Raw genomic sequence first — 20,631 nt, 5'->3', positions numbered from 1 at the left:
CGGCGGAGGCACGCATCAATGGGGCTCATGCTACGCGTCGATCGACAGAATAGGCGTCTGATTTCATTGGGAATTTGCTGCGGAATAGTGTAAATATTCTGCCATCGTCATGATGGAAGGAATATTCAAACCATGAGCGCGTCCCCCAAGCGGCTCGACCGCATCGACATCGGCATCCTGAACCAGCTTCAGCAGAACGCGCGGATCACGAACGCGGAACTGGCGCGCGCGGTGAATCTGTCGACCACGCCGTGCTTCAACCGCGTGCGTGCGCTGGAGAAGCTCGGGCTGTTCCGGCAGCAGGTCACGCTGCTCGATCCGGAGCCGCTCGGGCTGCGGATCAACGTGTTCATCCAGGTCAGCCTCGAGAAGCAGGTCGAGGATGCGCTGCAGCGTTTCGAGGAAGCGATCTCGCAGCGGCCCGAGGTGATGGAGTGCTATTTGATGTCGGGCGACGCCGACTATCTGCTGCGCGTCGTGATGCCCGACATGCGCACGCTCGAGCGTTTCATCATCGAGCGTCTCACGACCATTCCCGGCGTATCGAACATCCGGTCGAGCTTCGCGCTGAAGCAGGTGCGCTACAAGACCGCGTTGCCCCTGCCGGCGGCGGGCCTCACGCTCGTCGATCCGGACGAGTCGGCGTCCGACTGGAGCTGAGCGCGGCGCCAGCCAGCCTGTCCATTCGCCTGCGCGACGGTGACGAAGCGATGACACCGGCCGCGCGGCGCGGCGCCGGATCGAACCAATCGCATGTGTGCGCCTCCTACGGGAATCGGCCCGCTTGCACCGTCGCGACGCGGCGCGGGCCAGTCGCGTATGCTCGTCCGGTCGGCGATGCGTACGAGCGCACGGCCGGTTGATGCATGTCTCGATCAATCAACGAGTGAGGGCGTGATGGCAAGACAGACGATGGCGGAATACCTGGCGAAAACGCTGGCTGCGGCGGGCGTCGAGCGCATCTGGGGCGTGACGGGCGACAGCCTGAACGGCCTGTCGTTCAGCCTGGCCCAGATCGGGGCGATCCGCTGGATGCATACGCGGCACGAGGAAAGCGCCGCGTTCGCGGCCGGCGCGGATGCCGCCTCGACCGGGCGGCTCGCGGTGTGCGCGGGCAGTTGCGGCCCCGGCAACCTGCACCTGATCAACGGGCTGTACGACTGCCACCGCAATCACCAGCCGGTGCTCGCGATCGCCGCGCACATTCCGTCGACCGAAATCGGGCTCGGCTATTTCCAGGAAACTCATCCGCAGGAGCTGTTCCGCGAGTGCAGCCACTTCGCGGAGCTCGTGACCAACGCGTCGCAGTTCCCGCGCGTGCTGGCGCGCGCGATGCGCACCGCGATCGAGGAACGCGGCGTGGCGGTGATCGTGCTGCCGGGCGACATCGCGCTCGGCGACGGCCCGGACGAAGCGCCGGCGTGGAGCGAATCGGCGCCGCCGTCGATCCTGCCGGCCGATGCCGATCTCGACCGGCTCGCGGCATTGCTGAACGGCTCCGACGCGGTCACGCTGCTGTGCGGCAGCGGCACGCAGGGCGCGCACGACGAAGTGGTCGCGCTGGCCGACACGCTCGGCGCGCCGGTCGTGCACGCGTTGCGCGGCAAGCAGTTCGTCGAATGGGACAACCCGTTCGACGTCGGGATGACGGGGCTGATCGGCTTCAGCTCCGGCTATCACGCGATGGAATCGTGCGACACGCTGCTGATGCTCGGCACGGATTTTCCGTACCGGCCGTTCTATCCGTCGAACGCGAAGGTCGCGCAGATCGACTGGAAGGGTTCGCAGCTCGGCCATCGCGCGCCGCTCGCGCTCGGGCTCGTCGGCACCGTGAAGGAAACGATCGCGGCGTTGCTGCCGCGGCTCACGCGCAAGACCCAGCGGCGCTTCCTCGAGAACGCGCTGAAGCACTACGCAGCCGCGCGCAAGGGGCTCGACGATCTCGCGGTGGCCGAGCCGCCGGGCCGCGCGATCCATCCGCAGTACCTGACGAAGATCGTCGACGAAGTCGCGGCCGACGATGCGATCTTCACGGCCGACGTCGGCACGCCGACGCTGTGGGCCGCGCGCTACCTGACGATGAACGGCAAGCGGCAACTGCACGGCTCGTTCAACCACGGGTCGATGGCGAATGCGATGCCGCAGGCGCTCGGCGCGCAGGGCGCGCATCCGGGGCGGCAGGTCGTGTCGCTGTCGGGCGACGGCGGGCTGTCGATGCTGCTCGGCGATCTGCTGAGCGCGCGCCAGCTCAACCTGCCGATCAAGATCGTCGTGTACAACAACAGCCTGCTCGGCTTCGTGTCGATGGAGCTGAAGGCGGCCGGCTATCTCGACACGAACGTCGACCTGAGCCCGACCGACTTCGCGGCGATCGCGAAGGGCGCCGGTATTTTCAGCGTGCGCGTCGAGCATTCGGAGAATGTCGAGCACGCGTTGCGCACGGCGTTCGAGCATGACGGGCCGGCGGTGGTCGACGTCGTCACGTCGAAGTACGAGCTCGCGATGCCGCCGAAGATCGAACTCGCGCATGCGAAGGGCTTCAGCCTGTTCATGCTGCGCGCGATCCTCAGCGGGCGCGGCGACGAGATCGTCGAACTCGCGAGAACCAACCTGCGGTGACGGTGTGTCGCGCGTCGTGCGGCGAGCGTGGCGCGCGGTTCACGGCCCGGGCCGTGCCGTCCACTCGCGCACGGCTTCGACGAACAACCTCAACGCGGCCGGCGGATGACGGTTCGCCGGATAGTAGAGACACAGGCCGTCGAAGGTCTGGCTCCATTCGGGCAGCACGCGTACCAGCCGTCCGGCCATCAGGTGGTCCGTCACGCGCGATTCCATGACCCAGGCAATCCCGATGCCGGCCCGCGCGGCGTCGGTCATCAGGTTCTGGTTGCCGAGCGTCAGCGGCCCGTCGACGTCGACGGTCACGCGCTTGCCGTCGCGCGTCAGCTCCCAGCGATGGAGCGCGCCGCTCTCGAAGCGGTAGCGAATGCATGCATGACGCGCGAGATCCTGCGGGCTCTCCGGCGCCGCGTGGCGCGACAGGTAATCGGGCGACGCCACCGCGATGAAGCGCATCGGGTCGCCGAAGCGCACGGCGATCATGTCGCGCGGCACGTCTTCATGAACGCGGATGCCGGCGTCGAAACCGTGCTCGACGATGTCGATCAGCCGCGAATCGACGACGAATTCGACGTGGATGTCCGGATAGCGCGCGGCGAACGCCGGCAGCACATGGAGGATCAGCGGGCGCGATGCCGCTTCCGACGCACTGATCCGGATCTGGCCGGAGGGCCGGTTGCGGGCGGTCGCGGCGTCGTTCAGCGCATCCTCGAGATCGGCTACCGCGGGCCGGACGCGCAGCAGCAGTTGCTCGCCGGCCTCCGTCAGCGCAACGGAGCGCGTCGTGCGATTGAACAGCCGCACGCCGAGCCGTGCTTCGAGGTGGCGGATCGCATGGCTCAGCGCCGAGGGCGACACGCCCAGGATGCGCGCCGCCCCGCTGAAGCTGCGCTGCTCCGCGATCGTGATGAAGGTCGTGAGTTCGCCGACGCCGGTGCGAAGCATTGATGAAATTCCCTCAATAACGCATGAAATGGTACGCGGATTGTTGAGCAGTATCCATCAACCTACACTGATTTCCGGCATTCCATCGATCGTCTTCATTTTCAGCAGAGGGATTCATGCAAACACGCACGCTTGGAAACAGCGGCCTCGAAGTCTCGGCACTCGGGCTCGGCTGCATGGGATTGAGTTACGGCTACGGGCCGGCCACCGACAAGGCGAGCGGCATCGCGCTGATCCGCGCGGCGTTCGAGCGCGGCGTGACGTTCTTCGATACGGCGGAGGCGTATGGCCCGTTCGTCAACGAGGAACTGGTCGGCGAGGCGGTCGCGCCGTTTCGCGACCGGGTCGTGATCGCCACCAAGTTCGGCTTCGAGAACGGCGAGGCGATGAAGGGCGTCGATAGCCGGCCGTCGCATATCCGCGAGGTGGCCGACGCCGCGCTGAAGCGGTTGAAGGTCGATCGCATCGACCTGTTTTATCAGCATCGCGTCGATCCGAACGTGCCGATCGAGGACGTGGCCGGCACGGTCAAGGACCTGATCCGCGAGGGCAAGGTCGCGCACTTCGGGCTGTCGGAAGCCGGCGAACAGACGATTCGCCGCGCGCACGCGGTGCAGCCCGTCGCCGCGCTGCAGAGCGAGTATTCGCTGTGGTGGCGCGAGCCGGAAGCGCGAATCCTGCCGACGCTCGAGGAGCTCGGCATCGGCTTCGTGCCGTTCAGCCCGCTCGGGAAAGGCTTCCTGACCGGCGCGATCGATGCGAACACGACCTTCGCCGAGAACGATTTCCGCAACGTCGTGCCGCGTTTCTCGGAGGAAAACCGCAAGGCGAACGCGGGCCTCGTCGATCTGCTCGGCCGGATCGCGACCGAGCGCGGCGCCACACGTGCGCAGATCGCACTGGCGTGGCTGCTGGCCCGCAAACCGTGGATCGTTCCGATTCCGGGCACGACGAAGCTGCATCGGCTGGACGAGAACGTGGGGGCGGCCGCCGTGGCGCTGACAGCCGACGACCTCGCCGCGATCGAGACGGCGCTGCAGCAGATCCGGATCGTCGGCGAGCGTTATCCCGCGCACTTGCAGCAGCGCGTCGATCGCTGATCGGCGTTCGGCGGCTGATCCGGCACGAATTGGTCAGGGGAATCAGGGACAATCTTCACGTCACCTTAAGTTTGCGTTTCCTAGAATCGATTGATCGCCGCGTGTCCCGCGGCGGACCGATTCGCTCAGGAGGATGCGCATGAACCTTGCCCGTATCGCCGTAGCCCCGTCCCGCGCAGTCATCGGCATGCCGCCGCTGACCGTGCAAGCGCCGGAGGCTCGCCTATGATGTGGCCGAACGCATGGCGTGTCTCGGCACTGTTCGTGCGCGAGTGGGTCGGCCGGCCGGCCGCGGTGGGCGCGTTGTGCCCGAGTTCGCGGCATCTGGCGCGCGAGATGGCCGACGCGGTGCCGGACGGCGACGGTCTGGTCGTCGAGCTCGGCGGCGGCACCGGCGCGATCACCGCCGCGCTGCTCGAGCGCGGCGTCGCGCCGCGGCGGCTGGTGGTGGTCGAACGCTCGCCTGCGTTCGTGCAGCATCTGCGGCGACGCTTTCCCGGAATCTCGATCGTGTCGGGCGACGCGCGGCAGCTTGAGCGGCTGCTGCCGCCGGGCGCCACGGTCGACGCGATCGTATCGTGCCTGCCGCTGCGTACGCTGCCGCGTGAGGACGTGGCGGCGATCGTCGGTCAATGTCACCGCGTGCTGTCGGCCGACGGCGTGATGATTCAATTTACGTACGACCTGCGTCCGCCCGGCCGTCATCCGTTCGGCGATTCGGCGTTCGTCGCGTGCGACAGCCGGATCGTCTGGGCCAATCTTCCGCCGGCGCGCATCGTCACCGTGCGCTGCGCCGCCGCCGCATACGCCGGCTGAGCCCGGCCGCGCGGGGTGCCCGGACGCGGCGCCCCGCGCGCATCCTTTCATCGGTCATACCGATTCTTCCATTTTCCATTCATCGCGCCGCCGCATCGGGTTCCTGCCATTCCTGGCCGGTTTCTTTTTTGCTCGGCGCCACACCCGGGCAGCTAGACGCGCGCGCCGTCGGTCACCTGCACCGCAGGCCGCGACGCGACGCGCTTGATGAAGCGGTCGAGCGGCGTCGCATAGCCGCGCGCCACGACTGCACTCAATCCTGCCGACAGCACCAGATACGCGACGAGCAGCGCCAGCTTGCCGTCGCCATGCGTGGCGGACGGCGGCCGGAAGGTGCGAAGCGCGCCGAGCACGATCAGGTGGAACAGATACAGCTCGTAGCTGAGTCGGCCGCCCCAGCGCAGTGGCGCGAGCACGCGGCCGTGAGCGGGTGTGCGTTCCGCATGCGCGCCGATCAGCAGCACGGCCGTGCCGAGCGCCATTCCGGACACGCCGAACACATGGCTTTCGGCGATCGGCCACGCGAGATAGAGCGCGGTCATCAGGGCTGCGACGAGCCATTGCACGGGCGCGGCCGCAAGCCTCTGCCAGCGCGCGCGTTCGGCGAGCAGCGCGGTGCAGCAGCCGATCGCGATGCCGTCGAAGCATGCGAAGTACGCGTACAGGAAGCCGCCTTCGCCGCCCGGATGCGTGTAGCGGTATACGGGACCGATCGCGGCAACCAGCAGCCAGAACGCGAACAGCCGCGTGTCGCGGCGCAGTGCGATGCACAGCAGCGGGAACGACAGGTAGAACACTTCTTCGACCGACAGCGACCACAGTACGCCGAGCGCATAGTTGACCCATCCGTACGCGCCGATCAGCACGTTCATCCAGAACGTGAGCGATGCCAGATTCACGAGCCAGTACGACACGGCGACGCCCTGCGGCGCATGGTTCATGAAGATCGGCACGCCGGCCGCCGCGAGGCCGTTGACGAGCGCGAGCAGCAGAAGCAGGCACGGGACGATCCGCGCGATGCGCGACACGTAGAACGCGCGCACGTCGAGCGCGCCGAGGCTGCCCCAGCGGCGGCGCGCGTTCGACGTGATCAGGTAGCCCGAGATCGCGAAGAACATCGTCACGCCGTAATTGCCGTTGCGCACGATCGCATGGATCGTGTCCCAGCCGAGCGCGCGTGCGAGCGCGGTGTCGCGCAGCGGATACGCGATGTTGAAGTGATGCAGCAGGACGAGCAGGATCGATACGCCGCGCAGCAGGTCGATGCGGGCGTTGCGCGGGGCGGCGCTCATTGTGGCCGGGCCGGTTCGGCGAGCGTCGGCAGCGACGCGAGGAACGTATCGCGCGAGCGCAGGCCGGCATTCGGCGTTTGCCGCTCGTCGTCCTGGATCAGGTTCGCGAACACCAGCGTGCGCGGCCCCTTCGTGGCCCAGCCGACGAACCAGCCGTACGCGTGTGCAGCGTCGTACCTGAGGCCCGGCGAGCCGGTGCCGGTTTTGCCGTGCACCGTCCAGCCGCCCGGTTGCGCGTCGATCAGCGTGATGCGCGCGGTCATGTCGTATGCATGCGCGCTGACGGGCAGCGTCCGCTGCACGATCTTGCGCATGAACGCGACCTGTTCGAGCGGCGAGATCCGTAGCGACGCGTTGACCCACGCGCCCATCACGCCGGGGCGTTCGCCCTGCTTGCTGGTGACGTCGGCGTTGCCGTAGCCGAACGCGCTCGTGTACTGCTGGAAGCGTGCCTGTCCGAGCGCCTGCGCGACCTGCTCCGAATACCAGAAGATCGACAGCTTCATCCAGCGTGCCGGATCGGTCGGCTCGCGCCACGGCGCACCGCCCCAGTCGGGGTAGCCGGCGTGGAAGTCGAGCGTGGGCGTGTGCTCGTCCTTCAGCACGCCGGCGTCGAAGCCCATCAGGCCGATGGCGACCTTGAACGTCGATGCAGGCGTCACGCGGGTCGTGCAGTCGCCCTGTTGCACGAGCACCTTGCCGGTGGCGGCGTCGGCGACGACGGTGCAAACGGGATGGGCGTGAGACGACGCGGCGGCGACGAGGCCGGCGAAGGCGAACAGCGCATAACGCCAGTGCTTCAAGTGCGGCTCCTTGAAAAGCGTGCGGAAGGTGCGCGGGGCGGGCGGGACGCGGAAGGGCCGTGCGCAATCGAAGCGACGGCCGGCATCGGTGACGAGGTCGATCGCGAGCGTCGGGATGGCTCACAGTGTATCGGCGGATCGCCGGCTGTCGAGCTGTCATGGTTGACGGGGCACGCGCGCGACCTTCACCGGTTCCGGCGGATCATGTCGTTCATGCATCGATTGCCGCGCCGATGAAAAAGCCCGCCGGCAGACCTGTGCCTGCGGGCGGGCAAAGACACGTCGCGCAGACAGGCGCGGGTGTCGCGTGAAGAATGGAGAACCGGCTTGCGTCAGAACTTGTGGCGCAGCGCGAGCCGTACGGCCACCTGGTTCGACGTCGACGACGGCGCGTCCGTGCCGGGGATGAATGCGTTGTCGAGGATCGAGTTCGTCCGGTCGCCGGCGATGTGCTGGTACGCGGCCTGCACGTACACGTCGGTGCGCTTCGACAGGTTGTAGTCGGCCATCAGCCCGACCGAATGGATCTTCGGCTTCGCGTCGCCGCTCGAGGCGTCGTACTTCTCGAGCGACAGCACGTACTGCGCGCCGACCATGAACGCCGGCGTGATCTGGTATGAACCGTTCACCTCGAAGTTCTGGTACTTGATCGCGCTGACCGTCGCCCCCGGCGCGATGATCGCGCCCGGCGTGCCGAGGTAGCCGTTGCCGGTCGGGTTCTTGTAGTTCGAGTTCGTGTACGCGAAGCCGACCGTCGCCGGCCCGAACGTGTAGTTGATGCCCGCGCCGAACACGCGCATGCGCTCGGCGATGTAGCTCGCGTCGTTCGCGGTGATCGCGCCGGCCGAGCCGTTGCCGGGATGGTTTGCCTGCAGGTACGCGGCGCCGATCAGCAGCCCGTCGTGCTGGTACTGCGCGCCGAAGCTGTACGCGCGGTTGTCGGAGAAACCGGTGCTGTTGCTGAAGCTGTATGCGCCGCCGAACTGGAAGCCGCCGAAGTTCGGGCTCGCGTATTTCACCGTGTTGTCGAGGCGGAACGAGTTGTCGGTATTGTCGTTGTCGAACGGGTGCGCGAGCAGGTAGCCGCCCCAGTTGCCGTTGGCGGTGGTCGGCGCGAGATAGTCGACGACGGAATCGTACTGACGGCCGAACGTCAGCGTGCCGTACTGCGTCTGGCTCAGGCCGACGTACGCCTGGCGGCCGAACATGCGGCCGCCCTGGCCGAGCCGGCCGCTGTTCACGTCGAAGCCGTTTTCGAGCTGGAAGATCGCCTTCATGCCGCCGCCGAGATCCTCGCTACCCTTCAGGCCCCAGCGGCTGCCCTGCGCGTAGCCGCTGGCCATCTCGTAGACGTGGCCGGTGCCGACGTTGTTCGTGTAGTTGAGGCCTTCGTCGATCACGCCGTACAGCGTGACGCTGCTTTGCGCGAACGCGGGCACGGCGAAGGTTGCCGTTACGGCGAGCGCCGTCAGGGTCTTTTTCATTGATGAGATCTCCGGGATATCCAGCTTGTATCGGTTGTCGTGAGCGCGTCCGGCAAGGCGCGCCCCGTCATCCGGGGCGATCCGGCGCAGCGCGTGCGGCGCCGGATCGCGCGATGCGCGGCGGCGCGGCACCCGGCAACGTCGGGTCGTGTCTCCTCCGATGACACCGCGCATTCTTGCGAAGCCGAAACGGAATCGAAAGCGAGTAATTTCGATGGATGGGATCGGGTTCGCCAATGGGGGCGCGACGGCGATTTCGACAGTGGAAACGGCGGCCCGGCGTCACGGTTCGACGTCGGCCGGGCAACGGGCGAACCGCGCGCAATGCCGCCCGCGCCGGGCCGTGGCCGCCCCACCGGAAAACGGCCGGGAGGCCCGCCGCACGGGCCTCGCAGCGCGCCGATCGATCGATTGGCGCTGCCGATTGCAATGATCGGAATTACTCGTTTCCCTAAACAAATTGGCGGCTCAAACATGCAGGCTGACCGGGCGTGGATGCGTTCCCGATGCGCCGGTCGCCGCGCCTGCCGCGACGCACAAACAACAGATTCGATTTGGAGACGACCCACCATGCAGATTCGACGACTGAAAACGGTCCTTCTCGCCGCCGCGGCGATCCTGTCCGCGCCCGCGGCCCACGCGGCCGGCGGCGCGTGCACCGACGGCAAGACGGTCCATTTCGCGAGCATCACGTGGGAGAGCGGATCGTTCGCGACCGAGGTGCTGCGGCAGATCATGGAGAAGGGCTACGGCTGCAAGACGGACGTCGTGCCGGGCAGCACGGCCGCCACCGAAACGGCGCTCGCACGTAACGACCTGCAGATCTGGGCCGAGCAGTGGACGGGCCGCAGCGAGATCACCGCGAAGGCCGTCGCGTCGGGCGCCGTGAAGCTGATCGGCGACACGCTGCCGGGCGGCACGACGGAAGGCTGGTTCGTGCCCGACTACGTGGTGAAGGGCGATCCGGCGCGCCACATCAAGCCGGTCGCACCGGGGCTCGTGTCGGTCGACGATCTGCCGAAGTACAAGCAGGTGTTCGCCGACGAGGAGGAGCCGGACAAGGGCCGCTTCCTGAATTGCCCGACCGGCTGGGACTGCGAGCGCGTGAACACGCGTCTGCTGCGCGTGCTGAAGCTCGACCAGTCCTATACGAACTTCCATCCGGGCACGGGTGCGGCGCTGGACGCGGCGATCGCGTCCGCGTACCAGCGCGGCGCGCCGATCGTGTTCTATTACTGGGGCCCGGCCGCGCTGATGGCGAAGTACAAGTTCACCGCGCTGAAGATGCCGGCTTATAACGAAGCATGCTGGAAGACGTTGCGCGACGAGAGCAGCACGCACCAGTGCGCGTCGTCGTACATGGTGTCGCGGCTGACGGTCGGCGTGTCGAAGCCGTTCGCCGATGCGAACCCCGATCTCGTCGGCGTATTCGGCAAGGTGCGTTTTCCGATGGATTTCCTGAACCAGACGATCCTCGAGATGACGACGAAGAAGATCGACGGCGCGGCGATGGCCACGCAGTTCCTGAAGACCCACCCGGACATGTGGAAGCAGTGGGTGCCGGCCGACGTCGCGCAGAAGATCGCCGGCAGCCTGAAGGGCGCGTAACCCGCGCGCGGCGGCGGGCCCGCGCCTGCCGCCGCCGTCACGCGCCTTCGCGGCGCGACGGAGAATCAACATGGACGGTTTCTTTCTGCACCTGTCGATCGCCGACTGGGTCAACAGCGCGCTCGAGACGTTCGTCGCGCAATACGGCGACGGCTTCCATCATTTCAGCGTGCTGGTCCTGCGCTACCTGCTCGTGCCGCTCGAAGGCGCGTTGCGCGCGGCGCCGCCGTGGCTCGTGCTGCTGGTCGTCGGCGCGATCGCCTGGAACGCGACGCGCCGCATCGGGCTCGGCGCGCTCTTCATGCTGCTGCTCTATGCGATCGGCTGCTTCGGCCTGTGGGACAAGTTGATGCAGACGCTCGCGCTGATGCTCGTCGCGACGGTGCTGTCGGTCGCGGTCGGCGTGCCGCTCGGCATCCTCGCTTCGCGCAGCGCCTGGCTGCGTCGGATGCTGTTGCCGGTGCTCGACGTGATGCAGACGTTGCCGAGCTTCGTGTACCTGATTCCGGTGCTGATGCTGTTCGGTCTCGGCAAGGTGCCCGCGATCCTCGCGACGATCATCTACGCGCTGCCGCCGCTGATTCGCCTGACCGATCTCGGCATCCGCCAGGTCGATCCGGACGTGACGGAAGCCGCGCGCGCATTCGGCACCACGCGCTGGCAACTGCTCGTCAACGTGCAGTTGCCGCTGGCGCGGCCGAGCATCATGGCCGGCATCAACCAGACGACGATGATGGCGCTGTCGATGGTCGTGATCGCATCGATGATCGGCTCGCGCGGGCTCGGCGAGGACGTGCTCGCCGGCATCCAGACGCTCGACGTCGGCAAGGGTACGCAGGCCGGCCTCGCGATCGTGATTCTCGCGATCGTGATCGACCGGATCAGCCAGGGCTTCGGCCAGGAGCGGCGCGCCCGGCGGCGGCTCGCGCAGCAGCGTCGGCAGCGGGGCGCGTCGCGCGTGCCGTACCGGCTGCCGGGCAAGGCGCCGGCCGCGGGCGTCGATTCGAATCAGGCGACGCAATCGTCGCGCGCATAGGAACGGAGACGAACATGGCGACCATCGACGTCAAACACGTGTACAAGCTGTTCGGGCCGCAGGCCGCGCATGCGCGCGTGCTCGACCTGCTGCGGGCCGGCAAGCGCAAGGCCGACGTACTGGCCGAAACGGGCTGCAACGTCGGGCTCAACGACGTGAGCCTCGGCATCGAGTCGGGCGAGATCTTCGTGATCATGGGGCTGTCGGGTTCCGGGAAATCGACGCTCGTGCGGCACTTCAACCGGCTGATCGAGCCGACCGCCGGCGAGATCGTGATCGACGGTCGCGACGTGATCAAGCTCGACGCGCACGGGTTGCGCGAGTTGCGCCGATTCAAGGTCAGCATGGTGTTCCAGAACTTCGGACTGCTGCCGCACCAGACCGTGCTCGACAACGCCGCGTATGCGCTGCGCACGCGCGGCGAGAAGCGGCACGACGCGGCCGACGCGGCGCGCAACTGGTTGACGAAGGTCGGGCTCGACGGTTACGGCGACCATTACCCGGACGAGCTGTCGGGCGGGATGCGGCAGCGCGTCGGGCTGGCGCGCGCGCTGGCCGCCGACACCGACGTGCTGCTGATGGACGAGGCATTCTCCGCGCTCGATCCGCTGATTCGCACCGAGATGCAGGATCAGTTGCTCGAACTGCAGGCGACGCTTTCCAAGACGATCGTGTTCATCACGCACGATCTCGACGAGGCGTTGCGCATCGGCGACCGGATCGCGATCCTGCGCGACGGCACGCTCGTGCAGGTCGGGACGCCGGACGATATTTTGTCGCGGCCGGCCGACGATTACGTGAGACGGTTCGTGGAGAAGCGCACGAGCGTGAACTGACGCGTCGCCTTGCTCAGGCCGCGCGGTGCGCGGCCGTCGTCAGCACGATCTTGCCGATGTGGACGCCGGAATCGATCAGCACGTGCGCATCGCGTGCGTCGTCGAGCGCGAAGGCTTGAAACACCTGCGGCCTGACCGTGCCGGCCGCGACGTGCGGCCACAGGTCGCGTTCGAGTTCGGCGATGATCGCGCCCTTCTCCTCGGGCGAGCGCGAGCGCAGCGTCGAACCGATGTGCGTGAGGCGCTTGGTCATCATCGGCCACACGTCGAGTTCCTTCGCCGGCCCGTTGAGCGCGCTGACCTGCAGGATGCGGCCGTTCATCGCCGCGGCCTGGTAATTGCGTGCCACGTAGTCGCCCGCGATGATGTCGAGGATCACGTCCACGCCGCGGCCGGCGGTGATCGCGTCGACTTCCGCGACGAAATCCTGCTCGCGGTAGTGGACCGCGTGATCCGCGCCGAGCCGCAGGCTCGCGGCGCGATGCGCTTCCGAGCCGACCGTCGTGATGACGGTCGATGCGCCCATCGCCTTCGCGATCATCGTCGCGGCGGTGCCGATACCCGACGCGCCGCCATGGATCAGCACCGATTCGCCGGCCTGCAGCCGCCCGCGCTGAATCAGGTTCAGCCAGACCGTCATGAACGTTTCCGGCATCGCCGCGGCTTCGAGCATGTCGAGGCCGGGCGGCAGCTTCATCGTCGCGAGATGATTGGCGACCGCGTATTCCGCATAACCGCCGCCCGTCACCAGCGCGGCGACCAGATCCCCCGGGGCGAAGCCGCGCACGGCCTCGCCGGTTGCGACGACCTCGCCCGCGATCTCGAGGCCCGGGATGTCGGACGCGCCGGGCGGCGGGCTGTAGAACCCCTTGCGTTGCAGCACGTCCGGGCCGTTCACGCCGGCGGCGTGGATCCGGATCAGCACTTCGTCGGCGTTTGGCCGCGGCACGGCGCGCCGCGCCGTTGCCAGTACCTCGGGGCCGCCGGGGCGGGTGATTTCGACTGCCGCCATGTCGGCGGGAAGGGGGGAGCGTGTATCGGACATGTTTGCCTCGCAACAGGTAGGTGAGTGGTCGGTGAAAAAAGTATAGGCTTGCGGGGTGATGAATTCGCGCAGCGATTTTCAGGACCACAGATGCAAATTTGCATCACATACCGAGAGCGACGATGAACTGGGACGACACCCGGATATTTCTTGCCATCTACCGTGAACGCAGCCTGCGTGGTGCCGCGCGGGTTGTCGGGCTCGACCAGGCGACGGTCGGCAGGCGGCTCGCGGCGCTCGAGCGCGCGCTCGGCGCTACGCTGTTTCTGCGCACGTCCGTCGGGTACGTGCCGACCGCGGTGGGCGAGGTGGCGCTGCGCAACGCGGAGAAGATGGAGCAATCGGCGATCGATCTCGTGCGGCAGACCCAGGGCGTCGACCGGCGCCTCGCGGGCGACGTGCGCGTGACGACGACCGATACGATCGGGATCGAATTCGTGATGGGGGCGATCCGCAACCTGCACGACGAGCATCCGGACGTGCGCGTGCTGCTCAACACGTCGACACAAGTGGAGAACCTCTCGAAGCGCGAGGCCGACATCGCGATCCGGACGATCAAGCCCGACAATCCCGATCTGCTCACGCGCCGGCTGGCCGCCTGGCCGACCGGGCTATACGCGTCGGCGGACTATCTGGAGCGGCACGGCGAGCCGGTGCCCGGTACCGGCTTCGACGGGCACGACGTCGTGTGCTTCCTGCCGCACCTGCAGATGCACGGAACGCTCATGATGGTCGGCGAGCCGGTCCGCGCGGGGCGGATCGTGTCGGGGCTGAATTCGAACCTGATGCTGCGTGCCGCGGCCCGCGCCGGGCTCGGGCTCGCCGAGCTGCCGGTGCCGATCGCGGAGCGCGACGGGCTGGTGCGCGTGTGGCCGGCATGTACCGGTGCACGCCCCTACGAAGTCTGGATGGTGACGCACAAGGATTTGCGGCATACCGCGCGCATGAGCGCGATGATCGACCACATCGTGCGGGTGTTCGGCGACGCGCCGGTGCCGCGCCGAACGAAAGACGGCGCACCGCGGTGAGCGGTGCGCCGTCTTTCGTCGTTGCGCCCTTTTTTTCGCTTGCCGCTGTCGCGTCAGTGCGCGACGGGTTCCCGTTCGCCTGCCTGCGCGCCAGCAGCCATCTCGCCGCGCAACGCATCCGCCAGGATCAAATCCGCGCCTTTCTCCGCGACCATCATCGTCGGCGCGTTGATGTTGCCCGACGTGATGTTCGGAAACACCGACGCATCGACGATCCGCAGCGCCTGCAGCCCGTGCACGCGCAGCGACGCATCGACGACGGATGTCGCCGCGTCGAGCCCCATCGCGCACGAGCCGCACAGGTGGTAGATCGAACCCGACTGCTCGCGGAAGTATTGCAGCATCGCTTCATCGGAATCGACTTGCGGGCCCGGCGAAATTTCCTCGACGGTCATCGATTTCAACGCCGGCGCGCGCATCAGCGCACGGATCACCTTGCTGCCCTGCACGGCTTCTTCGAGATCCTTCCGCGTGGTCAGCGCGTTGATGTGGATCTTCGCGGCATCCTCCGCGCGGTTCGACGCGATCTCGATCGTGCCGCGGCTCGTCGGCCGGCACGGGTTGAACGCGATCAGGAAGCCTGAATACGGCTCGGGCTTGATGCTCGCGCGGTCGCTCTTCGGGATCCGGTACGACAACGGGTTGAAGTAGAGCTGCAGGTTCGGTTCGTGCGCGTCGTCCGAGCCGCGGAAGAAACCGCCGGCCTGGTTCACGCTCATCGCGAGCGGGCCGCGCTTCGTCAGCAGGTAGCGCAGCCCGATCTTCATCTTGCCGAGCAGCGTGCCCATCTCGTCGTTCAGCGTCGGCCGGTTCGCCTTGAAGTAGAAGCTCACGCACAAGTGATCCTGCAGGTTGCGGCCGACCGCCGGCAACGCATGCACGAGCGGCACGCGATGCCGCGCGAGCAGCGCCGGATCGCCGACGCCCGACAGTTGCAGCAGCTTCGGCGTATCGACCGCGCCGGCGGCGAGAATCACCTCGCGCGCGGCGACGAGCGTTTCGTCGCCGTGCTCGCCCGCGACGACCACGCCGGTTGCACGCGTGCCGTCGAACGTTACGCGCTGCACGAGGACGCCCGAGCGCAGCGTGAGGTTCGGACGACCCAGCGCGGGCCGCAGGTACGCAAAGCTGCTCGAGCAGCGCTCGCCGTGCTTCGTGTTCAGGTCGTAGATGCCCGCGCCTTCGAACTGCGCGCCGTTGAAATCGTCGGTGCGCGGCAGGTTCAGTTGCCCGCAGCCCTTCAGGAACTCGTGGACGATCGGATGCACGTCGGCCCTCATCGACGTGATGTGGATCGGCCCCGTCGCGCCGTGATGCTGCGGATCGGTCGTGCCGGCCGCGTGGGTTTCGAGCTTGCGGAAGTACGGCAGCACGTCGTCGTATGCCCAGCCCGGATTGCCGGCCTTCGCCCAGTCGTCGTAGTCGCTGCGCTGGCCGCGCACGTAAACCATCGCGTTGATCGAGCCCGATCCGCCGACCACCTTGCCGCGCGGGCAGTACAGCTTGCGCCCGGCGAGCTGCGCTTCGGGCTCGCTGTAGTACATCCAGTTATAGCGGCGGTTGTAGTAGGTCTTCGTGAAGCCGACCGGTACCTTGAACCAGAACGACGCGTCGCGCTCGCCCGCCTCCAGCAGCAGCACCGAGTGCCGGCCCGATGCGCTCAGGCGATTCGCAAGGATGCAGCCGGCCGAGCCCGCGCCGACGATGATGTAGTCGTAGGTCATGTCGCGTCCTTTGCGCTCAGCCCTTCGCGGGGGCGAGATCCTTCACGTCGACGGGCTGCTCCCCCATCTGCAGGTGAAGTCGCTCGCCCGTGTACGGTGTGTGGCGCTTCACGACGTCCATGTTCAGTTCGATCCCGAGGCCCGGCTCGTTCGACGGAACGATGTAGCCGTCTTCCCAGCGGATCGGCGTCTTCAGGACTTCCGAATGGAAACCGCCCCACGTCATGATGCTTTCCTGGATCAGGAAGTTCGGCGTGCAGGTCGCGAGCTGGATGCTCGCGGCCGCTCCCACCGGCCCGTTGTACAGGTGCGGCGCGATCTGCGCGTAGTGCACTTCGGCGAGCGTCGCGATCTTCTTCGCTTCGAGCAGGCCGCCCACGCGCGCGACGTTCAGTTGCAGGATCGATGCGCCGCCCGCCTGCAGCAACTTGTGGAATTCGTACTTGGTCGTCAGGCGCTCGCCGGTCGCGATCGGAATCGACGTGTGCTTCGCGACTTCGGCGATCGCTTCTTCCTGCCCGGGCGGCACGGGCTCCTCGAACCACAGCGGGTCGTACTTTTCGAGCCGCTTCGCGAGCCGGATCGCCGACGACGGCACCATCTGCCCGTGCGTGCCGAACAGCAGGTCGGCCTTGCTGCCGACGGCTTCGCGTACGCGCCGGCAGAACAGTTCGCAGCGGTCGAGGACTTCGAGCGACAGCTGGTGGCCGGAATAGGCGGTGTACGGGCCGGCCGGGTCGAACTTGACGGCCGTGAAGCCGAGCTTCACGTTCTCGGCCGCGCATTCGGCGGCAAGGTCGGGATCGTCGTAGTCGTATTCGCCGTGCGCGTTCTTCGGATACAGATACGTGTACGAGCGCAGCCGCTCGTGGATCCTGCCGCCGAGCAGTTCGTACACGGGCTTGCCGGCGGCCTTGCCGATGATGTCCCAGCACGCCATCTCGAGGCCGCTGACGACGCCCATCATCGTCAGGTCCGGCCGCTGCGTGAAGCCGCTCGAATACGCCTGGCGGAACAGCCGCTCGACGTGGTGCGGGTCGTGGTTCAGCAGGTAGCGGTCGAACACGTCGTCGATGATCGGGCCCATCGCCTTCGGGTGGAACGTCGCCGAATAGATCTCGCCGACGCCTTCGATGCCGTCGTCGGTCTTCAGTTTCACGAAGATCCAGTACATCCCGCCGATGTGCGGCGGCGGCACGGCGACGATATGGGTTTCGAGCGAAACGATCTTCATGCGGACTCCTGGATGCGGTTGAGGCGGATTTTGAGGAACGCGGCGGCGCCCGCTCCGCAGAGCGCCACGGCCGCGATATAGCCGAAATAGAGCTGGTAGCCGTGCGCGCCCGGCCAGGTCTGAGTCACGTAGCCGTTGATCAGCGGCACGAACACGTCGGGCGAATAGCCGAGCACCGAGATCAGGCCGATCGCGAGGCCCGCGCAATGCGTCGGCACCTTGCAGTCGTCGAGCAGCGACCAGTACAGGCCGCGGATCGCGTACGTGAGGATGCCGATGAACAGCACGAGCACGACGAGCATCGCCTGCGGGCTGTGCGCGGGCGCCGCGATCAGCCCGACCAGCGACAGCGCGGCGAGCACGAGCGCCCAGAACAGCACGGACACTTTCGACACGCGGTCGCCGAGGAAGCCGCCGCCGATGCCGCCGACGGGGCGCATCCACAGCTTGAGCGTCGTGATGAAGCCGGCCGCCGTCGCGCTGAGCCCGAAATTGCCTTCGTGCAGGTACGCCGAGAAGCTGTAGGTCGCCCAGAACACCTGATAGCCGCAGAACACGATCGCGGCGACGAGCCACAGCTCGGGGATCGCCGCGAGCGTTTTCAGATCGCTCAGGACGTTGCCCTTGGCGCGCTTGATGGCGGCCGCGCGGCCGTCCGCGCGCGCCGGATCCTTCACCAGCGCGAGCACCACGCCGAGCGCGATGCAGCAGAACGCGTACAGGTGCACCACGAGCTTGAAGCCGGCCGCGTCGGTGCCGCCGTGCGTTTGCGTCACGTATGCGAACAGCGTGATCGCGATCGTCGCGAGCAGCGCCTCGACGAGCCCGCGGCCGCCGTCGAGCAGGCCGAAGAAGCGGCCCTGTTCGTCGCGGCCCGCGATCATGTTCACGCGCTTGATCACGGCCGCCCAGAACGTGAGGCCGGTCGTCAGCCCCCAGCCGGCGAAGATCAGCACGAGCGTGTTGAACGACGGCCCGGTCGCGTAGACCAGCCCGAGCGCGCCCGTCGCGAGCAGCGAGAAGCAGATCAGCCAGCGCGGCGACAGGCGGTCGGCGATCCAGCCGCTCGGCAGGTAGCTGACGAGAAAGATCGTGCCGAGCGACGAGTACAGGTAGCCGAGTTGCACGTCGTCGATCCGGAAGAACTGCAGCATCGTCGGCTGGTACACCTGCCGCAGATACAGCATCGGATAGATCGCGCCCGCGGCAATCACGAGCAGCAGCAGTTGCAGGTAGCGTTGCGAGCGCGAATGCGGCGACGCGTGGGCGTCGTCGTGCAACGCGAGCGACGCGGCGGGTGTCGACGGTTGGGTCGGCATGATGTCTTCCTCCATCAGACTTCCGTGGTTCGGAAGTCTGCAGATTTGTTTTGTGTTTGATCGGATCAGGGGCGGCGCGCGCGGCGTGGTGTCGGGGTGCGCGCGCCGGAAACGGTGCGTCGGCCTTGCTGCGTCAGTACTTCATGACGACGAGGCGCGTCTGCGTGAATTCGAGCATTCCGTGCTTGCCGTCGTCGCCGCCGAGGCCCGAGCGCTTCCAGCCGGCGTGGAAGCCCTGATACGGATCGGCCGGCGTGCGGTTCACGTACAGTTCGCCCGCCTCGATCGCGTTCGCGACGGTCATCGCGGTGCGGTAGCGCTCGGTGTAGAGCACCGACGACAGCCCGAACTGGTGATCGTTCGCGAAGCCGATGGCCTCGTCGATCGTCGTGTAGCGCAGCACCGGCATGACCGGGCCGAAGGTTTCCTCCTGCACGATCTCCATGTCCTGCCGGCAATTCGTCAGCAGCGTGGCCGGGTAGAAGAAACCGGGCCCGTCGGGAATCGTGCCGCCGGTTTCGAGCGTCGCACCTGCCGCGACCGCGCGTTCGACCATCCCGTGGATGTGCGCGCGCGCTGCCGCGCTGACGAGCGGGCCCATCCGCGTGGCGTCTTCCGCGCGGTCGCCGCTGCGCACGGCAGCCATCTTGTCCTTCAGCAACGCGACGAAGCGGTCGTGCACGCTGCCGTGCACGTACACGCGTTCGATCGCCGTGCACAGCTGGCCGCAATGCGTCGTCTTCGATGCGACGAGCGCGGCGGCCGCGCGTTCGAGATCGGCGTCGGGCTCGATGATCGCGGGCGTCTTGCCGCCGAGTTCGAGCGACGGCTTCGCGATGTTCGCCTTGCAGTAGTCGAGCACCTTGCGGCCCGCGTTCACGCTGCCGGTCAGCGTGATCATCCCGACCGCCGGATGCGTGCACAGCGCTTCGGCCGTCGCATGGTCCATCGTCAGGATGTTGACGACGCCCGGCGGGAAGCCCGCCTCGTCGACGGCCTTCGCGATCTCGAACGCCGACATCGGCGTGTGGTTGCTCGGCCGCACGACCACGGTGTTGCCGGCGATCAGCGCGGGCGCGATCTTGCGCAGCAGCGTGTACACGGGATAGTTGAATGGGATCAGGCATGCGACGACGCCGATCGGCTCGCGCTGCAGGAACAGGTTCTCGTCGGGCGTATCGCTCGGAATGATCTCGCCCTCGATCCGGCGCGCCCATTCGGCGTGGTAACGCGTGATCTGCCCGGCGTAGACGGCTTCGTTCGATGCGTCCTCGACGCTCTTTCCGGATTCCTGCGCGAGCGCCTCGCCGATCTCGGGCGCGCGTGCGGTCAGCGCGTCGGCGAAGCGGTGCAGGTACGCGGCGCGCTCGGCGCTCGGCAACGTGCGCCACGCCTTTTGCGCGGCCGCCGCGGCATCGACGGCGGCGAGCGCGTCGGCCGGCGTCGCGGCCGGCACGCGCGCGAACGGCACTTCGGTGGCGGGGTTGTGGACGACGATGAACGTGTCGCTTTCCGGGGCGACGAAACGGCCATTCACGTAGTTGCGTTCGGTGCGCATGAAGTGACTCCTCCGATGGATGCTGGCGCATCGCTTCGGATGGCGACACGCGTGGCACGGGACGGCTGGCATAATAGCGGTTTACCTCTTTTCTCGACCGGCAAACGATCGACCTGCCTGCGGCCCCGGCAGCGCATCGGTTTGCCCATTTCTCTTTGGGCGGTTCCATCATGTCCGGCAATAC

Annotated in this window: 17 protein-coding genes; 8 read left to right on the top strand and 9 right to left on the bottom strand. The window is 67.3% G+C overall.

Features of this window, described 5'->3' with window-relative positions; translation table 11 throughout:
* The first annotated feature begins 132 nt into the window (after positions 1-132).
* Together C4B30_RS33745 and poxB are read left to right on the top strand one after the other, a co-directional pair.
* Positions 133-660 (top strand): Lrp/AsnC family transcriptional regulator, encoded by a 528-nt coding sequence (locus C4B30_RS33745; protein WP_027782137.1) that lies wholly within the window; start codon positions 133-135, stop codon positions 658-660.
* Between the two features lie 237 nt (positions 661-897).
* Positions 898-2,619, top strand: a complete 1,722-nt coding sequence (poxB, locus tag C4B30_RS33740) for a ubiquinone-dependent pyruvate dehydrogenase (protein WP_105133615.1) — start codon at positions 898-900, stop codon at positions 2,617-2,619.
* A gap of 39 nt (positions 2,620-2,658) precedes the next feature.
* Here poxB and C4B30_RS33735 read toward each other — a convergent pair whose 3' ends face one another.
* The gene (locus tag C4B30_RS33735; protein ID WP_105133614.1) at positions 2,659-3,564 is read right to left on the bottom strand and encodes a LysR family transcriptional regulator; all 906 of its coding nucleotides are present in this window, start codon (positions 3,562-3,564) and stop codon (positions 2,659-2,661) included.
* 116 nt (positions 3,565-3,680) lie between these two features.
* Here C4B30_RS33735 and C4B30_RS33730 point away from each other — a divergent pair, with 116 nt between their 5' ends.
* Positions 3,681-4,664: an aldo/keto reductase gene (locus C4B30_RS33730; protein WP_105133613.1), complete on the top strand. Its 984-nt coding sequence runs from the start codon at positions 3,681-3,683 to the stop codon at positions 4,662-4,664.
* A 225-nt stretch (positions 4,665-4,889) separates the two neighbouring features.
* A complete protein-coding gene (locus C4B30_RS33725) occupies positions 4,890-5,480 on the top strand; it encodes a class I SAM-dependent methyltransferase (RefSeq protein WP_089501128.1) in 591 nt (196 codons plus the stop codon).
* A 152-nt stretch (positions 5,481-5,632) separates the two neighbouring features.
* Here C4B30_RS33725 and C4B30_RS33720 read toward each other — a convergent pair whose 3' ends face one another.
* From C4B30_RS33720 to C4B30_RS33710, 3 genes are all read right to left on the bottom strand, one after another.
* The gene (locus C4B30_RS33720) at positions 5,633-6,772 is read right to left on the bottom strand and encodes an acyltransferase family protein (RefSeq protein WP_105133612.1); all 1,140 of its coding nucleotides are present in this window, start codon (positions 6,770-6,772) and stop codon (positions 5,633-5,635) included.
* Complete coding sequence (blaOXA, locus tag C4B30_RS33715; RefSeq protein WP_105133611.1) at positions 6,769-7,575, bottom strand: OXA-1043 family class D beta-lactamase; 807 nt, start codon at positions 7,573-7,575, stop codon at positions 6,769-6,771. Before blaOXA ends, C4B30_RS33720 begins: the two co-directional genes overlap by 4 nt.
* Before the next feature lie 332 nt (positions 7,576-7,907).
* Entirely contained in the window at positions 7,908-9,059 is a 1,152-nt protein-coding gene (locus C4B30_RS33710) for a porin (RefSeq protein WP_105133610.1), read from the bottom strand.
* Positions 9,060-9,629: 570 nt separating this feature from the next.
* Here C4B30_RS33710 and C4B30_RS33705 point away from each other — a divergent pair.
* The 3 genes from C4B30_RS33705 to C4B30_RS33695 all read left to right on the top strand — a co-directional run bounded on the left by C4B30_RS33705 (position 9,630) and on the right by C4B30_RS33695 (position 12,539).
* Positions 9,630-10,667, top strand: a complete 1,038-nt coding sequence (locus C4B30_RS33705) for an ABC transporter substrate-binding protein (RefSeq protein ID WP_105133609.1) — start codon at positions 9,630-9,632, stop codon at positions 10,665-10,667.
* Between the two features lie 70 nt (positions 10,668-10,737).
* Positions 10,738-11,703, top strand: coding sequence for an ABC transporter permease (locus tag C4B30_RS33700; protein ID WP_105133608.1), 966 nt, complete (start codon positions 10,738-10,740; stop codon positions 11,701-11,703).
* A 14-nt stretch (positions 11,704-11,717) separates the two neighbouring features.
* Positions 11,718-12,539: a quaternary amine ABC transporter ATP-binding protein gene (locus C4B30_RS33695; RefSeq protein ID WP_105133607.1), complete on the top strand. Its 822-nt coding sequence runs from the start codon at positions 11,718-11,720 to the stop codon at positions 12,537-12,539.
* A gap of 13 nt (positions 12,540-12,552) precedes the next feature.
* Here C4B30_RS33695 and C4B30_RS33690 read toward each other — a convergent pair whose 3' ends face one another.
* Positions 12,553-13,584 (bottom strand): NAD(P)H-quinone oxidoreductase, encoded by a 1,032-nt coding sequence (locus C4B30_RS33690; RefSeq protein WP_105133606.1) that lies wholly within the window; start codon positions 13,582-13,584, stop codon positions 12,553-12,555.
* Positions 13,585-13,706: 122 nt separating this feature from the next.
* Here C4B30_RS33690 and C4B30_RS33685 point away from each other — a divergent pair, with 122 nt between their 5' ends.
* Positions 13,707-14,612 carry a LysR family transcriptional regulator gene (locus tag C4B30_RS33685; protein WP_105133605.1) on the top strand — a complete coding sequence of 302 codons (906 nt, stop codon included), beginning with the start codon at positions 13,707-13,709 and terminating at the stop codon, positions 14,610-14,612.
* A gap of 53 nt (positions 14,613-14,665) precedes the next feature.
* Here the strand turns inward: C4B30_RS33685 and C4B30_RS33680 are convergent, their stop codons facing one another.
* From C4B30_RS33680 to aldA, 4 genes are all read right to left on the bottom strand, one after another.
* The gene (locus C4B30_RS33680) at positions 14,666-16,336 is read right to left on the bottom strand and encodes a GMC family oxidoreductase (protein ID WP_105133604.1); all 1,671 of its coding nucleotides are present in this window, start codon (positions 16,334-16,336) and stop codon (positions 14,666-14,668) included.
* A gap of 16 nt (positions 16,337-16,352) precedes the next feature.
* On the bottom strand, positions 16,353-17,570 hold the full coding sequence (locus C4B30_RS33675) for a mandelate racemase/muconate lactonizing enzyme family protein (protein ID WP_105133603.1): 1,218 nt from the start codon (positions 17,568-17,570) through the stop codon (positions 16,353-16,355).
* Positions 17,567-18,889, bottom strand: a complete 1,323-nt coding sequence (locus C4B30_RS33670; RefSeq protein WP_234015488.1) for an MFS transporter — start codon at positions 18,887-18,889, stop codon at positions 17,567-17,569. The genes C4B30_RS33675 and C4B30_RS33670 overlap by 4 nt, the downstream gene beginning before the upstream one ends.
* Positions 18,890-19,022: 133 nt before the next feature.
* Positions 19,023-20,447 carry an aldehyde dehydrogenase gene (aldA, locus tag C4B30_RS33665; protein ID WP_105133601.1) on the bottom strand — a complete coding sequence of 475 codons (1,425 nt, stop codon included), beginning with the start codon at positions 20,445-20,447 and terminating at the stop codon, positions 19,023-19,025.
* Positions 20,448-20,631 lie beyond the last annotated feature (184 nt).

The sequence above is a fragment of the Burkholderia sp. BE12 genome (assembly GCF_002959955.1).
Lineage (GTDB): Bacteria > Pseudomonadota > Gammaproteobacteria > Burkholderiales > Burkholderiaceae > Burkholderia.
Note: the sequence above shows the minus strand (reverse complement) of the source record. Positions and strands in the feature narration are given on the sequence as shown.

Coding starts and splice junctions, on each gene's coding strand:
- C4B30_RS33745 (WP_027782137.1), top strand. CDS start 133: ATGAGCGCGTCCCCCAAGCGGCTCGACCGCATCGACATCGGCATCCTG.
- poxB (WP_105133615.1), top strand. CDS start 898: ATGGCAAGACAGACGATGGCGGAATACCTGGCGAAAACGCTGGCTGCG.
- C4B30_RS33735 (WP_105133614.1), bottom strand. CDS start 3,564: ATGCTTCGCACCGGCGTCGGCGAACTCACGACCTTCATCACGATCGCG.
- C4B30_RS33730 (WP_105133613.1), top strand. CDS start 3,681: ATGCAAACACGCACGCTTGGAAACAGCGGCCTCGAAGTCTCGGCACTC.
- C4B30_RS33725 (WP_089501128.1), top strand. CDS start 4,890: ATGATGTGGCCGAACGCATGGCGTGTCTCGGCACTGTTCGTGCGCGAG.
- C4B30_RS33720 (WP_105133612.1), bottom strand. CDS start 6,772: ATGAGCGCCGCCCCGCGCAACGCCCGCATCGACCTGCTGCGCGGCGTA.
- C4B30_RS33710 (WP_105133610.1), bottom strand. CDS start 9,059: ATGAAAAAGACCCTGACGGCGCTCGCCGTAACGGCAACCTTCGCCGTG.
- C4B30_RS33705 (WP_105133609.1), top strand. CDS start 9,630: ATGCAGATTCGACGACTGAAAACGGTCCTTCTCGCCGCCGCGGCGATC.
- C4B30_RS33700 (WP_105133608.1), top strand. CDS start 10,738: ATGGACGGTTTCTTTCTGCACCTGTCGATCGCCGACTGGGTCAACAGC.
- C4B30_RS33695 (WP_105133607.1), top strand. CDS start 11,718: ATGGCGACCATCGACGTCAAACACGTGTACAAGCTGTTCGGGCCGCAG.
- C4B30_RS33690 (WP_105133606.1), bottom strand. CDS start 13,584: ATGTCCGATACACGCTCCCCCCTTCCCGCCGACATGGCGGCAGTCGAA.
- C4B30_RS33685 (WP_105133605.1), top strand. CDS start 13,707: ATGAACTGGGACGACACCCGGATATTTCTTGCCATCTACCGTGAACGC.
- C4B30_RS33680 (WP_105133604.1), bottom strand. CDS start 16,336: ATGACCTACGACTACATCATCGTCGGCGCGGGCTCGGCCGGCTGCATC.
- C4B30_RS33675 (WP_105133603.1), bottom strand. CDS start 17,570: ATGAAGATCGTTTCGCTCGAAACCCATATCGTCGCCGTGCCGCCGCCG.
- C4B30_RS33670 (WP_234015488.1), bottom strand. CDS start 18,889: ATGCCGACCCAACCGTCGACACCCGCCGCGTCGCTCGCGTTGCACGAC.
- aldA (WP_105133601.1), bottom strand. CDS start 20,447: ATGCGCACCGAACGCAACTACGTGAATGGCCGTTTCGTCGCCCCGGAA.